Origin of the sequence: Actinophytocola gossypii (assembly GCF_025165815.1) — a bacterium.
In the GTDB taxonomy this organism is placed as follows: domain Bacteria; phylum Actinomycetota; class Actinomycetes; order Mycobacteriales; family Pseudonocardiaceae; genus Actinophytocola; species Actinophytocola gossypii.
This window is the reverse complement of the sequence record NZ_JAFFZE010000023.1, coordinates 76,559-90,371: the sequence shown is the minus strand read 5'-3', so window position 1 is coordinate 90,371 and position 13,813 is coordinate 76,559. Positions and strand designations below refer to the sequence as shown.

At 72.4% G+C, this 13,813-nt stretch carries 13 protein-coding genes; 10 read left to right on the top strand and 3 right to left on the bottom strand.

The window, feature by feature from the left end:
- Nucleotides 1-252: 252 nt before the first annotated feature.
- The 6 genes from moxR1 to JT362_RS28580 all read left to right on the top strand — a co-directional run bounded on the left by moxR1 (nucleotide 253) and on the right by JT362_RS28580 (nucleotide 5,968).
- Entirely contained in the window at nucleotides 253-1,314 is a 1,062-nt protein-coding gene (gene moxR1 / locus JT362_RS28605; RefSeq protein WP_260194941.1) for a chaperone MoxR1, read from the top strand.
- A 68-nt stretch (nucleotides 1,315-1,382) separates the two neighbouring features.
- A complete protein-coding gene (locus tag JT362_RS28600; RefSeq protein WP_260195093.1) occupies nucleotides 1,383-2,282 on the top strand; it encodes a DUF58 domain-containing protein in 900 nt (299 codons plus the stop codon).
- An 8-nt stretch (nucleotides 2,283-2,290) separates the two neighbouring features.
- A complete protein-coding gene (locus JT362_RS28595) occupies nucleotides 2,291-3,274 on the top strand; it encodes a VWA domain-containing protein (RefSeq protein WP_260195092.1) in 984 nt (327 codons plus the stop codon).
- Between the two features lie 134 nt (nucleotides 3,275-3,408).
- Nucleotides 3,409-4,113 carry a beta-ketoacyl-ACP reductase gene (fabG, locus tag JT362_RS28590; protein ID WP_260194940.1) on the top strand — a complete coding sequence of 235 codons (705 nt, stop codon included), beginning with the start codon at nucleotides 3,409-3,411 and terminating at the stop codon, nucleotides 4,111-4,113.
- A gap of 53 nt (nucleotides 4,114-4,166) precedes the next feature.
- Nucleotides 4,167-4,934, top strand: coding sequence for an enoyl-ACP reductase FabI (gene fabI, locus JT362_RS28585; protein ID WP_260194939.1), 768 nt, complete (start codon nucleotides 4,167-4,169; stop codon nucleotides 4,932-4,934).
- A complete protein-coding gene (locus JT362_RS28580; RefSeq protein ID WP_260194938.1) occupies nucleotides 4,934-5,968 on the top strand; it encodes a ferrochelatase in 1,035 nt (344 codons plus the stop codon). The genes fabI and JT362_RS28580 overlap by 1 nt, the downstream gene beginning before the upstream one ends.
- A gap of 40 nt (nucleotides 5,969-6,008) precedes the next feature.
- Here JT362_RS28580 and JT362_RS28575 read toward each other — a convergent pair whose 3' ends face one another.
- Genes JT362_RS28575 through JT362_RS28565 form a run of 3 tightly spaced genes read right to left on the bottom strand, consistent with a single transcriptional unit; the run spans nucleotide 6,009 to nucleotide 7,926 of the window.
- Nucleotides 6,009-6,587, bottom strand: coding sequence for a Clp protease/crotonase-like domain-containing protein (locus tag JT362_RS28575; RefSeq protein ID WP_260194937.1), 579 nt, complete (start codon nucleotides 6,585-6,587; stop codon nucleotides 6,009-6,011).
- Nucleotides 6,577-7,386 (bottom strand): Rv1486c family protein, encoded by an 810-nt coding sequence (locus JT362_RS28570; protein WP_260194936.1) that lies wholly within the window; start codon nucleotides 7,384-7,386, stop codon nucleotides 6,577-6,579. The genes JT362_RS28575 and JT362_RS28570 overlap by 11 nt, the downstream gene beginning before the upstream one ends.
- A gap of 48 nt (nucleotides 7,387-7,434) precedes the next feature.
- A complete protein-coding gene (locus JT362_RS28565; protein ID WP_260194935.1) occupies nucleotides 7,435-7,926 on the bottom strand; it encodes a YcxB family protein in 492 nt (163 codons plus the stop codon).
- A 50-nt stretch (nucleotides 7,927-7,976) separates the two neighbouring features.
- Here JT362_RS28565 and JT362_RS28560 point away from each other — a divergent pair, with 50 nt between their 5' ends.
- Genes JT362_RS28560 through JT362_RS28545 form a run of 4 tightly spaced genes read left to right on the top strand, consistent with a single transcriptional unit; the run spans nucleotide 7,977 to nucleotide 13,796 of the window.
- The gene (locus JT362_RS28560; RefSeq protein ID WP_260194934.1) at nucleotides 7,977-9,188 is read left to right on the top strand and encodes a low temperature requirement protein A; all 1,212 of its coding nucleotides are present in this window, start codon (nucleotides 7,977-7,979) and stop codon (nucleotides 9,186-9,188) included.
- A gap of 53 nt (nucleotides 9,189-9,241) precedes the next feature.
- Nucleotides 9,242-10,636, top strand: coding sequence for a sigma 54-interacting transcriptional regulator (locus tag JT362_RS28555; RefSeq protein WP_260194933.1), 1,395 nt, complete (start codon nucleotides 9,242-9,244; stop codon nucleotides 10,634-10,636).
- Nucleotides 10,633-12,567, top strand: a complete 1,935-nt coding sequence (locus JT362_RS28550; protein ID WP_260194932.1) for a vWA domain-containing protein — start codon at nucleotides 10,633-10,635, stop codon at nucleotides 12,565-12,567. The genes JT362_RS28555 and JT362_RS28550 overlap by 4 nt, the downstream gene beginning before the upstream one ends.
- A gap of 26 nt (nucleotides 12,568-12,593) precedes the next feature.
- Nucleotides 12,594-13,796, top strand: a complete 1,203-nt coding sequence (locus JT362_RS28545) for a nucleotidyl cyclase domain-containing protein (RefSeq protein ID WP_260194931.1) — start codon at nucleotides 12,594-12,596, stop codon at nucleotides 13,794-13,796.
- The last annotated feature ends 17 nt before the right edge of the window (nucleotides 13,797-13,813 follow it).

The window sequence follows — 13,813 nt, the reverse complement described above, 5'->3', positions numbered from 1 at the left end:
ACACCAAAGGGGTGGCTTCGAGCCTTCCGGCGAGTCGCGGCGCGTACCCCACGCGCTGGGTCCGACGATACCGCAGACCGGCTACTCGCCGGTGGGGCGCGCCCCACAGCCCGCGACGGAACGGGGGCGGTCGGTTCGGGGAACGGGTCGTTCGTCGCGCATAGTGTGCGGCGTGAGAGCTTCACAGCCGTCACACCGGTGATCGGGTTGCCTGGTAGGCAGGAGGAGCACGTCTTAGGAGGAGGTTTGTCCGTGACCGAGCCGGCGGAGTCCGCGAACGGGAACGAGCCGAGTACGCCCGCCCGCGACGCCCAGCTGCTCGAGCGCACGGTGTTCGAGGTCAAGCGCGTCATCGTCGGGCAGGACCGGCTGGTGGAGCGGATGCTGGTCGGCCTGTTGTCGAAGGGGCACCTGCTCCTGGAGGGCGTCCCGGGCGTGGCCAAGACGCTCGCCGTGGAGACCTTCGCCCGTGTCGTCGGCGGGTCGTTCACCCGCGTGCAGTTCACCCCGGACCTCGTGCCGGCCGACATCCTCGGCACCCGGATCTACCGGCAGGGCAGCGAGAAGTTCGACGTCGAACTCGGCCCGGTGGTGGCCAACTTCGTGCTCGCCGACGAGATCAACCGCGCCCCGGCCAAGGTGCAGTCGGCGATGCTCGAGGTGATGGCCGAACGCCACGTCTCCATCGGCGGCGAGACCTTCCCGATGCCCGACCCGTTCCTCGTGCTCGCCACGCAGAACCCGATCGAGAGCGAGGGCGTCTACCCGCTCCCGGAGGCCCAGCGCGACCGGTTCCTCTTCAAGATCATCGTCGACTACCCGACGGCCGAGGAGGAGCGGGAGATCGTCTACCGGATGGGTGTCACCCCGCCGGTCCCGCAGCAGGTGCTCACCCCGGCCGAGCTGGTCCGCCTGCAGGACGTCGCCGCCCGGGTGTTCGTGCACCACGCGCTGGTCGACTACACCGTCCGCGTCGTCCTCGCCACCCGCACCCCGCGCGAGCACGGGCTCAACGACGTCGCCGGGTGGGTGGCCTACGGCGCCTCCCCGCGCGCCAGCCTCGGCATCATCGCCTCCGCCCGCGCGCTCGCGCTGATCCGCGGCCGCGACTACGTGCTGCCCCAGGACGTCGTCGACGTGATCCCCGACGTGCTGCGTCACCGGCTCGTGCTGTCCTACGACGCGCTCGCCGACAGCGTGCCGCTGGACCACATCGTCTCCCGCGTGCTGCAGACCGTCCCGCTGCCGCAGGTCACCGCGCACCCGCAGGCCGGCGGCATGCAGCCCCCGGTCGGGGTCGCCGGGATGCCGTGACCGCAGCCGTGGACAAGGACGTGACCTCGAAGAAGGACAGGGACCGGCCCGGCTGGGCGCCCCCGATCATGCAGGGCGACCGGATGGAACACGGCCTGCGCCTGCTCGAGCTCGACGTGCGCCGCCGGCTCGACGGGCTGCTGCAGGGCAACCACCTCGGCCTGGTGCCCGGCCCCGGCTCCGAACCCGGCGAGGCTCGCGCCTATCAACCCGGCGACGACGTGCGCCGGATGGACTGGGCGGTCACCGCGCGCACCACCGTCCCGCACATCCGGGAGACCATCGCCGACCGCGAGCTGGAGACCTGGCTGGTCGTCGACCTGTCCGGGAGCCTGTTCTTCGGCACCGCCGCGTGTGAGAAGCGGGACCTGGCGGTGGCCGCGTCCGCCGCGATCGCGCACCTCACCGGCGGCGGCGGGAACCGGATCGGCGCGATCATCGCCACCGGCGAGAAGACGGTCCGGGTGCCGCCCCGCGGCGGGCTCGCGCACGCCCGCGGCCTGGTGCGCCGGATCGCCGAGACCCCCGCGGCGCCCGAGGGCGTGCGCGGCGACCTCGCCGAGGCCATCGAGCAGCTGCGCCGGCCCCCGCGCCGCCGCGGGCTGGCCGTGGTGATCTCCGACTTCCTCGGCGACGACGACTGGCAGCGGCCGCTGCGCGCGCTGTCCACCCGGCACGACCTGATCGCGGTCGAGGTCCTCGACCCGCGCGACCTCGACCTGCCCGACGTCGGCACCGTGGTGCTGGCCGACCCGGAGAGCGGCCGGCAGCGCGAGGTGCAGGCCACCGCGCTGCTGCGCCGGGAGTTCGCCGCCGCGTCCGCCGAGCACCGGGTTCGGGTCGCGGCCGGTGTGCGCCGCGCCGGCGGCGGTCACCTGGTGCTGCGCACCGACTCGGACTGGATCGCCGACACGGTCCGGTTCGTCGTCGCCAGGAAACGGCGCTGGTCCGGGGGAGGAGTGGCCTGATGTTCAACCTGAGCTTCCGCAACTTCGCCGCCCCCTGGTGGTTCCTGCTGCTGGTCGTGGTCGCGCTGATCGTCGTCGGGTACGTCGCCGTGCAGCGGGCGCGCCGCAAGCGGACGATGCGGTTCACCAACCTGGCGCTGCTGGAGCGGGTGATGCCGAACCGGCAGGGCTGGGTGCGGCACGTCCCCGCGGTCATCCTGGTGATCGCGCTGATGCTGCTGACCACGGCGATGGCCGGGCCGACCGCCGAGCAGCGGGTGCCGCGCAACCGGGCGACGGTGATGCTGGTGATCGACGTGTCGCTGTCGATGGAGGCCGAGGACGTCGCACCGACCCGCCTGCGGGCCGCGCAGGACGCCGCGAAGGACTTCGTCACCGGTCTGACCCCCGGCATCAACCTGGGCCTGATCTCCTTCGCCGGCACCGCCACCGTCCTGGTCTCGCCGACCACCGACCGGGAGGGCGTGGCCAACGCGATCGAGAACCTGCGGCTGGCCGAGTCCACCGCCACCGGCGAGGCGATCTTCGCCGCTTTGCAGGCGATCGACGGGTTCGCGCAGGTGATCAGCGGCGTCGAGGGCGCGCCGCCGGCGCGGATCGTGCTGATGACCGATGGGAAGCAGACCATCCCCACCGACGACCCGGACGACCCGCGCGGCGCGTTCACCGCGGCCAGGGCCGCCGCCGAGGCGGAGGTGCCGGTGTCCACGATCTCGTTCGGCACCGAGACCGGCGAGGTCACCATCGACGGCGACACCCAACCGGTGCCGGTCGACGACGCCTCGATGCGGGAGATCGCCCGGCTGTCCGGCGGCGAGTTCCACAAGGCGGCGACGGCCAATCAGCTACGCGGAGTCTATGACACGCTCGGTGAGCAGATCGGGTATGAAACCAAGGAAGCGGACGCAAGCAGGCCTTGGCTGATGCTCGGCACTCTCGCGGTGCTGACCGCCGCCGGAAGTGCCCTGTTGATCGGTCAGCGGTTGCCATAGCGGCATTCCGCGGGAGATTCGCGTAGTTTGTCCGTAACCGGCCAGTTCCGGACAACGGCGAGCCTCCGCGTCCGGTCGTGTTGTTCTGCAGATAACCTTGCGGTCGCAAGTATCGGTCGTTCCGAGGAGTGCGTGTGGGACGTTCAGTTCTCGTGACAGGCGGTAACCGAGGTATCGGACTGTCCATCGCCCGGGCGTTCGCCGCACAGGGGGACCAGGTGGCGGTCACCTACCGGGGCAAGCCGCCGCCGGAGGGCCTGTTCGGAGTGCGGTGCGACGTGACCGACGCCGAGCAGGTCGACGCCGCGTTCAAGGAGATCGAGGAGCACCAGGGCGCGGTCGAGGTGCTGGTGTCCAACGCCGGCATCACCGACGACACGCTGCTGATGCGCATGGGTGAGGAGCAGTTCACCCGCGTGGTGGACACCAACCTGACCGGCGCGTACCGGGTGGCCAAGCGGGCCTGCCGGGGGATGCTGAAGGCCCGCTGGGGTCGGATGATCTTCATCTCGTCGGTGGTCGGCCTGACCGGCGGCCCCGGCCAGATCAACTACGCGGCCAGCAAGGCGGGCCTCATCGGCGTCGCCCGGTCGGTGGTGCGCGAGATGGGCAACCGCAACATCACCGCCAACGTCGTCGCGCCCGGTTTCGTCAGCACCGACATGACCGACGCGGTGTCCGACGAGCGCCGCGAGGTGATCCTCAACCAGGTGCCGGCCGGTCGCTACGGCCGCGTCGACGAGATCGCCGCCGCGGTCACCTTCCTCGCCTCCGAGCCCGCCGGGTACATCACCGGTGCGGTGCTGCCCGTCGACGGTGGGTTGGGCATGGGTCACTGACCGCTTCCTGACAGACTGGTCGCGAGATCGTTGACCACTCAGGAGGGACGGCCGTGACCGGTCTGCTCGATGGCAAGCGCCTGCTCATCACCGGCGTGATCACCGACGCGTCGATCGCGTTCCACGCGGCGAAGGTCGCGCAGGAACAAGGTGCGACGGTCGTGCTGACCGGCTTCGGCCGGATGAGCCTCGTCGAGCGGATCGCCAAGCGGCTACCCGAACCGGCGCCGGTGATCGAGCTGGACGTGCAGAACGACGAGCAGCTCGACACCCTGGCCGACCGGGTGCGCGAGCACGTCGACGGGCTCGACGGCGTGCTGCACGCGATCGGGTTCGCCCCGCAGACCTGCCTCGGCGCGCCGTTCCTGGACGCGCCGCGCGCGGACGTCTCGGTGGCCGTCGAGGTGTCGGCGTACTCGTTCAAGTCGCTCACCACGGCACTGCTGCCGCTGTTGGGACGCGGGGCGTCGGTGGTCGGCATGGACTTCGACGCACGGGTGGCGTGGCCGGCCTACAACTGGATGGGCGTGGCCAAGGCCGCGCTGGAGTCGGTGAACCGCTACCTGGCACGCGACCTCGGCCCGAAAGGGATCCGGGTCAACCTGGTCTCGGCCGGCCCGCTGAAGACGATGGCCGCCAAGTCGATCCCGGGCTTCGGCGAGCTGGAGGGCGGCTGGGACGAGCGGGCGCCGCTCGGCTGGGACGCCGAGGACGCCACCGCGGTGGCGCGGTCGATCTGCGCGGTCCTGTCCGACTGGCTGCCCGCCACCACCGGCTCGATGATCATGGTCGACGGCGGCGTGCACGCGCTGGGGCTGTGATGGGCGAGTTCGACGCCCTGCTCTGGCTGTCGTTCGGCGGCCCGGAGAAGCCCGAGGACGTGCGGCCGTTCCTGGAGAACGTGACCAGGGGCAGGGGGGTGCCGCCCGAGCGGCTGGACGAGGTGGAGCACCACTACCAGTCGTTCGGCGGGGTGTCCCCGATCAACGCGCTGAACCGGTCGGCGATCCAGGCGACCGAGGCGTCGCTGGAGCGGCAGGGGATCGACCTGCCGGTGTACTTCGGCAATCGCAACTGGCACCCGATGGTCGAGGACACCCTCGCCCGGATGGCCGACGACGGCGTGCGGCGGGCCCTGGTGTTCCCGACCAGCGCGTACGGCGGGTACTCGGCCTGTCGGCAGTACGACGAGGACATCGAGCGGGCGCGGGCGGCGGTCGGCGAGCGGGCGCCGGAGCTGGTGAAGCTGCGTCAGTTCTTCGACCACCCGCTGTTCGTCGGTGCCTTCGCCGACGCGGTCCGGTCGGCGGCCGCGGACCTCGGCGAGTACCGCCTGGTGTTCACCGCGCACTCGGTGCCGCTGGCCGCCGACGCGGCGTCCGGCCCCCCGTCCGAGGGCGGCGGCCGCTACTCCCGCCAGGTGGCCGAGGCGGCGCGGCTGGTGGCCGGCGAGGCCGGGGTCGCCGACCACGACGTGGTGTGGCAGTCCCGGTCCGGGCCGCCGTCGGTGCCGTGGCTGGAACCGGACATCCTGGACCACCTGGACGTGTTGGCCGGCAAGGGTGTTCCCGCGGTCGTGGTGTGCCCGGTCGGGTTCGTCAGCGACCACCTGGAGGTGGTCTGGGACCTCGACACCGAGGCGCGGGAGAAGGCCGCCGAGCTGGGCATGGGCTTCGCCCGCGCGGCCTGCCCGAGCGGCGACGTCCGGTTCGCCGACCTGGTGGTGGAGCTGGTCCGCGAGCACGTCGCCGACGCGCCGGCGCGCAAGCTGTCCGACTTCCCGGCCGCCGGCTGCACCGTCAACGGCGCCCCCTGCGCGCCGCTGTGCTGCGAACCTCAGCGCAGGCGCGGGTAGGAACGGGCGCGGCGCCCACCCGGTACGCGACCTCCGAACCTCAACGCAGCCGGAGGTACGCTTCCCCGCGCGGGGAGAGCCGGTAGCCGACCTCGAGGCTCAGCGTCAGGCCGAGGTTCTTGAGCTTGCGGACGTCCACCTTGAACGGGTGCGTCTCCCGGCCCAGTTCCTCGGCCAGGTCGCCGGCGCGCACGGCCGGGCGCCGCCGGATGATGTCCAATGTGGACTCGGTCCACGGCCCGTGCGTACTGGCGGCGTCGAACCGCGCCAGCCGGGCGGTGATCTCCAGGACGTCCTCTGTGGACAGATCGGCGTCCTCGGCGAGTACGTCGCGGGGATCCGGTTCGTCGACGTGGTGCAGCCGCAGCAGGTACACCGGGTCCGCTTCGGAACCGCGCAGGTCGGCGAGCACCTCGGCCACCGACGCGTACCCGGCGGCCAATGCGTCCCGCTTCCTGATCCTGGTCGGCCGCACCACCTCGACCGCGTCGACGACGACCCGGCCGGCCGCCGTGCGGTACACGTTGCCCGCCGTGACCTGCCGATGCCGCCACCGCCGGAACATCACGGTGATCGAGCCGTCCCGGATGCCGGCGTGCAGGCGTTTCTCAATCAGCACGGGCGTGGTCGGAGAGCGCCCGCACGGCGTCCGCGACCGCGGCGCACCGCGCCGTGCGCACCGCCTGGAACAGCGGGCGCAGCGCCTCGGCCCGCTTGTGCGCTGCCGACGCGGACAGCGCGCCGCCCGGCTCGTCCTCCATCGCCAGCTCCAGGATCCCGGACACCTCGGCGGCCCGCTGCAGCACCCGAAGCGCCCGCTGCGGCATCCCGTCCGGCCAGCTGCTCCTGGTCCGGTCCGCGACCCTGGCCTGCAGCTCCTCGCGGACCCCGGCGCGCCGCTTGGCCACACCGAGCTCGATCAGCATGCCCGCGGCCACCCGCATCGCGCCGGTCAGCTCGTGTTCGGCCTCGCCGAGCGGCACGTTCGGGACCGGGGCGAGCCGCGGCGTCGGGAACACCGTCCAGCGCACGATCCCCGAGTCGTCCCGGCCGACCCGTTCCGGCACCAGCCCGAGCCCACCGGCGTCGGTCTCGAACACGATCGCCTCGCCGGCTCTGAGCGCCTCGGTGGCGAACTCACTCGGCCCGCCGAGCCCGCGGACGTCGCCCGCGACCGGCATGACCAGCCGCGCACCGCCGACGCCGGCCAGTCGCAGCGACGCCAGCAGGGTCGCCGGCCCGGCACCGGGCTGACCGCGTTCGGGAAGTTCCAGGGTGGCCGCCAGCCGCTCGTCCGCGGCGACCACGTCGTGCAGCTCGGCCCACCCCTGCAGGGCGTCGAGCACATCATCGGCGGCAGCGGCCCCACTCAACCAGGCCGAGGACCACACCGCCATTGTCGCGCTGGGGGATGACACGGCGGAGAGGTTACGCGACCGCGACCGCCACCCGTTCGGGGTGGGGACCTACTTCCGGTTGGCGGGGCCGAGTTGGCGGCCGAGCAACTCGCGGAACCTGGCCTGCTCCGCCTCGTCGCCGAACGCGCGCAGCGGTACCGGGAGCAGCGCCGTCGCCTCGCCGGTGCGCAGCACGAAGCCGCGCCGGGTCTCCAGCCAGCCCGCCAGCGTCGACCAGCGCAGGTCGCTGTAGGCGGTGCCGTCGATGGTCATCATCCGCAGCGAGGCATCGTCGGCGGTCGCGGTGACCGTCGTGGCCGCGACCGGGTTGCGCCGGAACGAGAAGTTCACCGTGAGCGGTGGCAGTACCGCGATGAGCACCGCGCAGCCGAGCCCGAACAGGCCGGGCAGCGGCTCGTCGAGGACCAGCAGCACCACGGCGAACACCGCGAGCGCGCCGGCGAACCACGGCGACCAGCGGTAGACCGGCGTCACCGCGCGCACCGCGTCGCCCCAGTCGGCGGGGTGCGGGTCCCACCGCAGCTCGAGTTCATCGGTCATTACCCGTGTCGCCTCCCTCACCGCGCGGGTCGGGGTCCAAACTAGTGCCCGTGGTAGGTCCAGCACGGGTTCGGGTCGAGCGGGTTCGGGAGTCGAGCACCGCCACGACCCTGGAGCTCTTCTTCGATCTGGTGTTCGTGTTCGCGCTGACCCAGGTGACCGCACTGATGGCCGACGACGTCAGCGGCCGGGGCCTGCTCCGCGGGGTGCTGCTGATCGCGGTGGTCTGGTGGTGCTGGGTCGGGTACTCGTGGCTGTCCAACGTGGTCAAGGCCGACGAGGGCTGGGCCAGGGTCACGATGCTGGTCGGCATGGCCGCGATGTTCGTGCTCGCGCTGGCCATTCCGGAGTCCTTCGTGGACCTGCCGGGCGGTTTGTCCGGACCGACCGTGTTCGCGTTCGGCTACCTGGTCCTGCGGTCCGCGCACCTGGTGCTGTTCTGGATCATCAGCGACGGCGACGCCGGCCTGCGCCGCCAGGTGGCGCTGTTCGCGCCGACGATGGTCGGCGGCACCGTGTTGCTGCTGCTCGCCGGCCAGACCTCCGGCGACGCGCAACTGCTGCTCTGGCTCGCGGCGGTGGTCGCCGACTACGGCGGCACGATGATCATCGGCGCTCGCGGGTGGCGGCTGAACTCGGCGCGGCACTTCGCCGAACGGCACGGGCTGATCGTGATCATCGGGCTCGGCGAGTCCATCGTGGCCATCGGGGTCGGGGTCACCGAGCTGCCGATCTCGTGGCCGATCGTGCTGGCCGCGACGCTGGGCCTCGCGGTGTCGGCGAGCCTGTGGTGGACCTACTTCGACACCTCCGCCCTGCTCGCCGAGCACGCGCTGGCGGACGCGGAGGGCCACCGGCGGGTGTCGATGGCGCGGGCCGCGTTCACCTACCTGCACCTGCCGATGATGGCCGGGATCGTGCTGCTCGCGCTCGGGTTGAAGAAGGTGCTCGAGTACGTCGGCGACGCCGGGCACCACACGTTGTCCGAGCCGCTGTACGGCGTTCCGCTGTGGGCGCTGTACGGCGGCACCGCGCTGTACCTGGCGGCGAACTCGGCGTTCTCCTACCGCTGCTACCGGAACGTGAAGGCGTTCCGGCTGGCCACGGCGGCGGTGCTGGTCGCGCTGGTCCCGGTGGCGGCGAACCTGCCGGCCCTCGCCAGCCTCGGCGTGCTGAGCGCGCTGCTGATCGCGCTGAACGTGGTCGAGTCGGTCCGGTTCCGGGCCATGCGCGACGAGGTCCGGCACGGCGGCCACGAATGAGCTGGAGTCGCTCCACGTCGACCGATGGTCGGATCGTGCGTAGCGTCGGGGGAGTGACAGGACCGGAGAACCTCCCGCGGACGGCGGGGGAGCTGCGCGCGACCGGCTACGCCCCGCGCGGCGTGAAGACCGAGATACGCGAGAACCTGCTGGCCGCCCTGCGCGCGGGACGCGACCCGTGGCCGGGCATCGTCGGATTCGACAGGACCGTGCTGCCGCAGCTGGAGCGGGCGCTGCTGGCCGGGCACGACGTGGTGCTCCTCGGGGAGCGGGGGCAGGGCAAGACCAGGCTGCTGCGCACGATCGTCGGCCTGCTGGACGAGTGGACGCCGGTGATCGAGGGCGCCGAGCTGGGGGAGCACCCGCTCGACCCGATCACCCCGGAGTCCCGCCGCCGGGCGGCCGAACTGGGCGACGAGCTGCCGGTGGCGTGGCGGCACCGCGACGAGCGGTACGCGGAGAAGCTGGCCACCCCGGACACCTCCGTCGGCGACCTGATCGGCGACGTCGACCCGGTGAAGGTGGCGCAGGGCCGCACCCTGGGCGACCCCGAGACCATCCATTTCGGACTCGTGCCGCGCTCCCACCGAGGCATCGTGGCGGTCAACGAGCTGCCGGACCTGGCCGAGCGGATCCAGGTCGCGCTGCTGAACGTGATGGAGGAGCGGGACATCCAGGTCCGCGGCTACACCCTGCGGCTGCCGCTGGACGTGCTGCTCGTCGCCACGTCCAACCCGGAGGACTACACCAACCGAGGGCGGATCATCACCCCGCTCAAGGACCGGTTCGGCGCCGAGGTGGTCACCCACTACCCGCTGACCGTGGCCGCCGAGATGGACGTGATCAAGCAGGAGGCCGAGCTGCTGGCCGAGGTCGGCGACCCGCTGCTGGAGGTGCTGGCCAGGTTCGTGCGCAACCTGCGCGACTCGTCCGCGATCGACCAGCGCTCCGGCGTGTCGGCCCGGTTCGCGGTCGCCGCCGCGGAGACCGTGTCGGCGGCGGCGCTGCGCCGCGCCGCTCTCACCGGTGAGGACCCGCCGATCGCGCGCCCGGTCGACCTGGACGCGGTGCCGGCCGTGCTGCGCGGCAAGCTCGAGTTCGAGTCCGGCGAGGAGGGCCGGGAGATCGAGCACCTGGTGCACCTGCTGCGCCGCGCGGTCGCCGAGACCGCCCGGGACCGGTTCGCCGGCCTGGACCTCGAGCCGCTGGTGGACGTGGTCGTCGACGGGCACCTGGTGGCCACCGGCGAGCGCGTCCCGGCCGGCGAGGTGCTGGCCGCACTGCCCGAGCTGCCGGTGCTGCACGAGGTCGCCGCCCGGCTCGACGTCAGCCCGTCCGACCCGCCCGGCCGGATCGCGGCGGCGGTCGAGCTGGCCCTGGAGTCCCTCTACCTGCGCCGGCGCCTGGCCAAGGACTCCAGCGAGGACACCGCGGTGTACGGCCCGTGAGTAGGTACACCTACGGCGAGTACTACGACGGGCCCGATCCGTTGGCGCCGCCGGTGGACCTGCGGGAGGCGCTCGACGAGATCGGCCGGGACGTGATGGACGGCCGGTCGCCGCGATCCGCGCTCGAGGAGCTGATGCGCCGCGGCACGCCGAGCACCTCCGGGCTCGACGAGCTGACCCGCCGCCTGTGGGAGCGCCGGTCGCGGATCCAGCGCCGGCACAACCTCGACGGCACCCTGCAGCAGGTCCGCGAGCTGCTCGACGACGCCCTGCGCGCCGAGAAGACCGCCCTGTTCCCCGACCCCGACGACGACGCCCGGTTCCGCGAGGCCCAGCTGGACGCCCTGCCGTCCGGCACCGCGGCGGCCGTGCGTGAGCTGGCCGAGTACGACTGGCGGTCCGACGAGGCCCGCGAGTCGTACCGGAAGATCCAGGACCTGCTCGGGCAGGAGCTGTTGGAGTCGCGGTTCCAGGGCATGAAGCAGGCCCTGCGGGACATGACCCCGGAGGACACCGAGCGGATCCGCCGGATGATGGCCGACCTCAACGACCTGCTGCTCGCGCACCTGCGCGGCGAGGACACCACCGACCGGTTCCGCGACTTCATGCGCCAGCACGGCGAGTTCTTCCCGGAGAACCCCCGTAACACCGAGGAGCTGGTCGACGCGCTGGCGCAGCGGTCGGCGGCGGCGCAGCGGATGATGAACTCGATGTCCGACCAGCAACGGTCCGAGCTGGCCGAGCTGATGGCCGGCGCGTTCGGCGACCCGCGCCTGGCCGAGCAGGTGGCCTCGTTGGACGCGAACCTGCGCGCGCTGCGGCCGGGGGAGGACTGGACCGGCTCGGCGCGGATGCGCGGCAACCAGCCGCTCGGCCTGGGCGAGGGCGCGGAGGCGATGGCCGACCTGGCCGAGCTCGACGCGCTGGCCGAGCAGCTGGCGCAGTCCTACCCCGGGGCCAGGCTGGAGGACATCGACCTGGAGGCGCTGTCCCGGCAGCTCGGCGAGGACGCGACCGTCGACGCGCGGCGGCTGTCCGAGCTGGAGCGGGAGCTGCGCGAGCAGGGACTGCTGGAGCGGGCGCCGGACGGCTCGCTGCGCCTGTCGCCCAAGGCGCTGCGCCGGCTCGGCCAGACCGCGCTGAAGGACGTGGTGAACGCCGCGCACCGGCAGGGCCAGCGCGATGCCCGCACGGCCGGTGCGGCCGGCGAGCCAACGGGCGCGACCCGGCCGTGGCAGTTCGGCGACACCGAGCCCTGGGACGTGCCCCGGACCGTACGCAACGCGGTCCTCCGCAGCGCGTCCACCGGCGAGGTGTCTCTCGACGTGGTGGACGTCGAGGTGACCGAGACCGAGCAGCGGGCGCGGGCCGCGGTGGCGCTGTGCGTGGACACGTCGTGGTCGATGGTGCAGGACAACCGGTGGGTGCCGATGAAGCGCACCGCGCTGGCGCTGCACCAGCTGATCACGACGAGGTTCCGGACGGACGCGTTGCAGCTGGTCACGTTCGGCCGGCACGCGCGGTCGGTGGACCTCGCGGAGCTGGTCGGCCTGGAGGGCGTGTGGGAGCAGGGCACGAACCTGCACCACGCGCTGCTGCTGGCCGGCCGTCACCTTCGCCGGCACTCCGACGCTCACCCGGTCGTGCTGGTGGTCACCGACGGCGAGCCGACCGCCCACCTGGAACGGGACGGCTCGGCGGAGTTCCACTACCCGCCGCTGGACCGGACCCTGCGCAAGACGGTGGCCGAGGTGGACGCGCTGGCGAAGCTCGGCGCGTCGGTGTCGGTGTTCATGCTCGGCGAGGACCCGAGGCTGGCGGAGTTCGTCGACCTGATCGCCCGCCGCAGCGGCGGGCGCGTGGTCAACCCCGACCTGGACGGCCTCGGCGCCGCCGTGGTCGGCGACTACCTGCGCAACCGCCGCGCCTGAACCGGTTCGCGCCGTATGGTGAGGCGGTGTCGTTCAGCCCGGGACGCACCTCCGACAACGTCTACCTGGTGGTGGTCGACGCTGCCGGCTATTCGAGCATCGTCCGGCACAACCCGCTGGACCGGGCGGCCCACGCGTTCGACCTGCTGCGCGAACGCGTGGTCGCCCGGGTGCACGACACCGCCGCCGACCTCGGCTGCGCCCGCTCCGACCTGTGGTCCTGGCGCGGCGACGGCGGCATGCTCGCGGTGCACGACGGCAGCGAGAGCGTCGCCCGCGACGTGGCACTGACCTCGGCCCGCCAGGTGCTCCGGGTCGACCTGCCCGAGGTGCGGGACGCGTTGCGGCACACCGAGTTCCGGGGCGAGCTGCACCTGCGCATCGCCGTGCACAAGGGCACGGTCACCTACGCACCGGACGACCGGCCCGGCGCCATCCACTCACCGGTGATCAACCTCGCCGCGCACCTGGAGGAGCTGACCCCGCCCGATTGCCTGGCGATCTCGGCGGCGGTGCACCGGGTGGCCGGCCCGCACGCGTCGGCCTTCGAACTGGTCGGTGAGTACGAAGGCAGTGGTGTCCACCTGATGACGCCGAGCGGCTCCGCGCAGGACGCGCACCGCGCCTGGCTGACCAAGGCGGGCCTGGCCGGCGGCGTGCCCGTGTTCGCCCAACCCGAACGCCCGAGCCAGCTCGAGAAGCTCCGCCTGGTCCGTGCCGCCAGGACGGAGGTGATCGACTACGGCACCGCGTTGCGGACGTTGTCCGGGTACCTGACCACCGCCGAGCGGCCGGCCCACTACCGCGACACCGTGCTCGACTTCCTCGGCCGCGGCGGACTTTTCCGTTGCGTCCTGCTCGACCCGACCTGTGCGACGACCGCGACGTTGTCCGAATACCGGGGCGAGAACATCGCCGACAAGATCCGGAACTCGGTCCGCGCATTCGCCCGGTTCAAACAACGGCACGGTGAGGTGACCGAGAATCTGCACGTGTATCAGACGCGTGCGTTTCCCGGGTTCGCGGCGATAGCGGTCGACCTGAACTCCGACGACCCCATGATCCTCTATTCCCCGTACCTCATGGCCATGAAGACCCACGACATCCACGTCGAGCACGGCGACTCCCCGCACTACCTGGCCACGACGGCGTCCGGCCGGCTACTGACCCAGCTCACCGCCCTGCTCCGGTCGGCGCTGGAGCCGGGAACGCTGGAAAGAGTCATGTAACAGCGGTCCCTGATCGG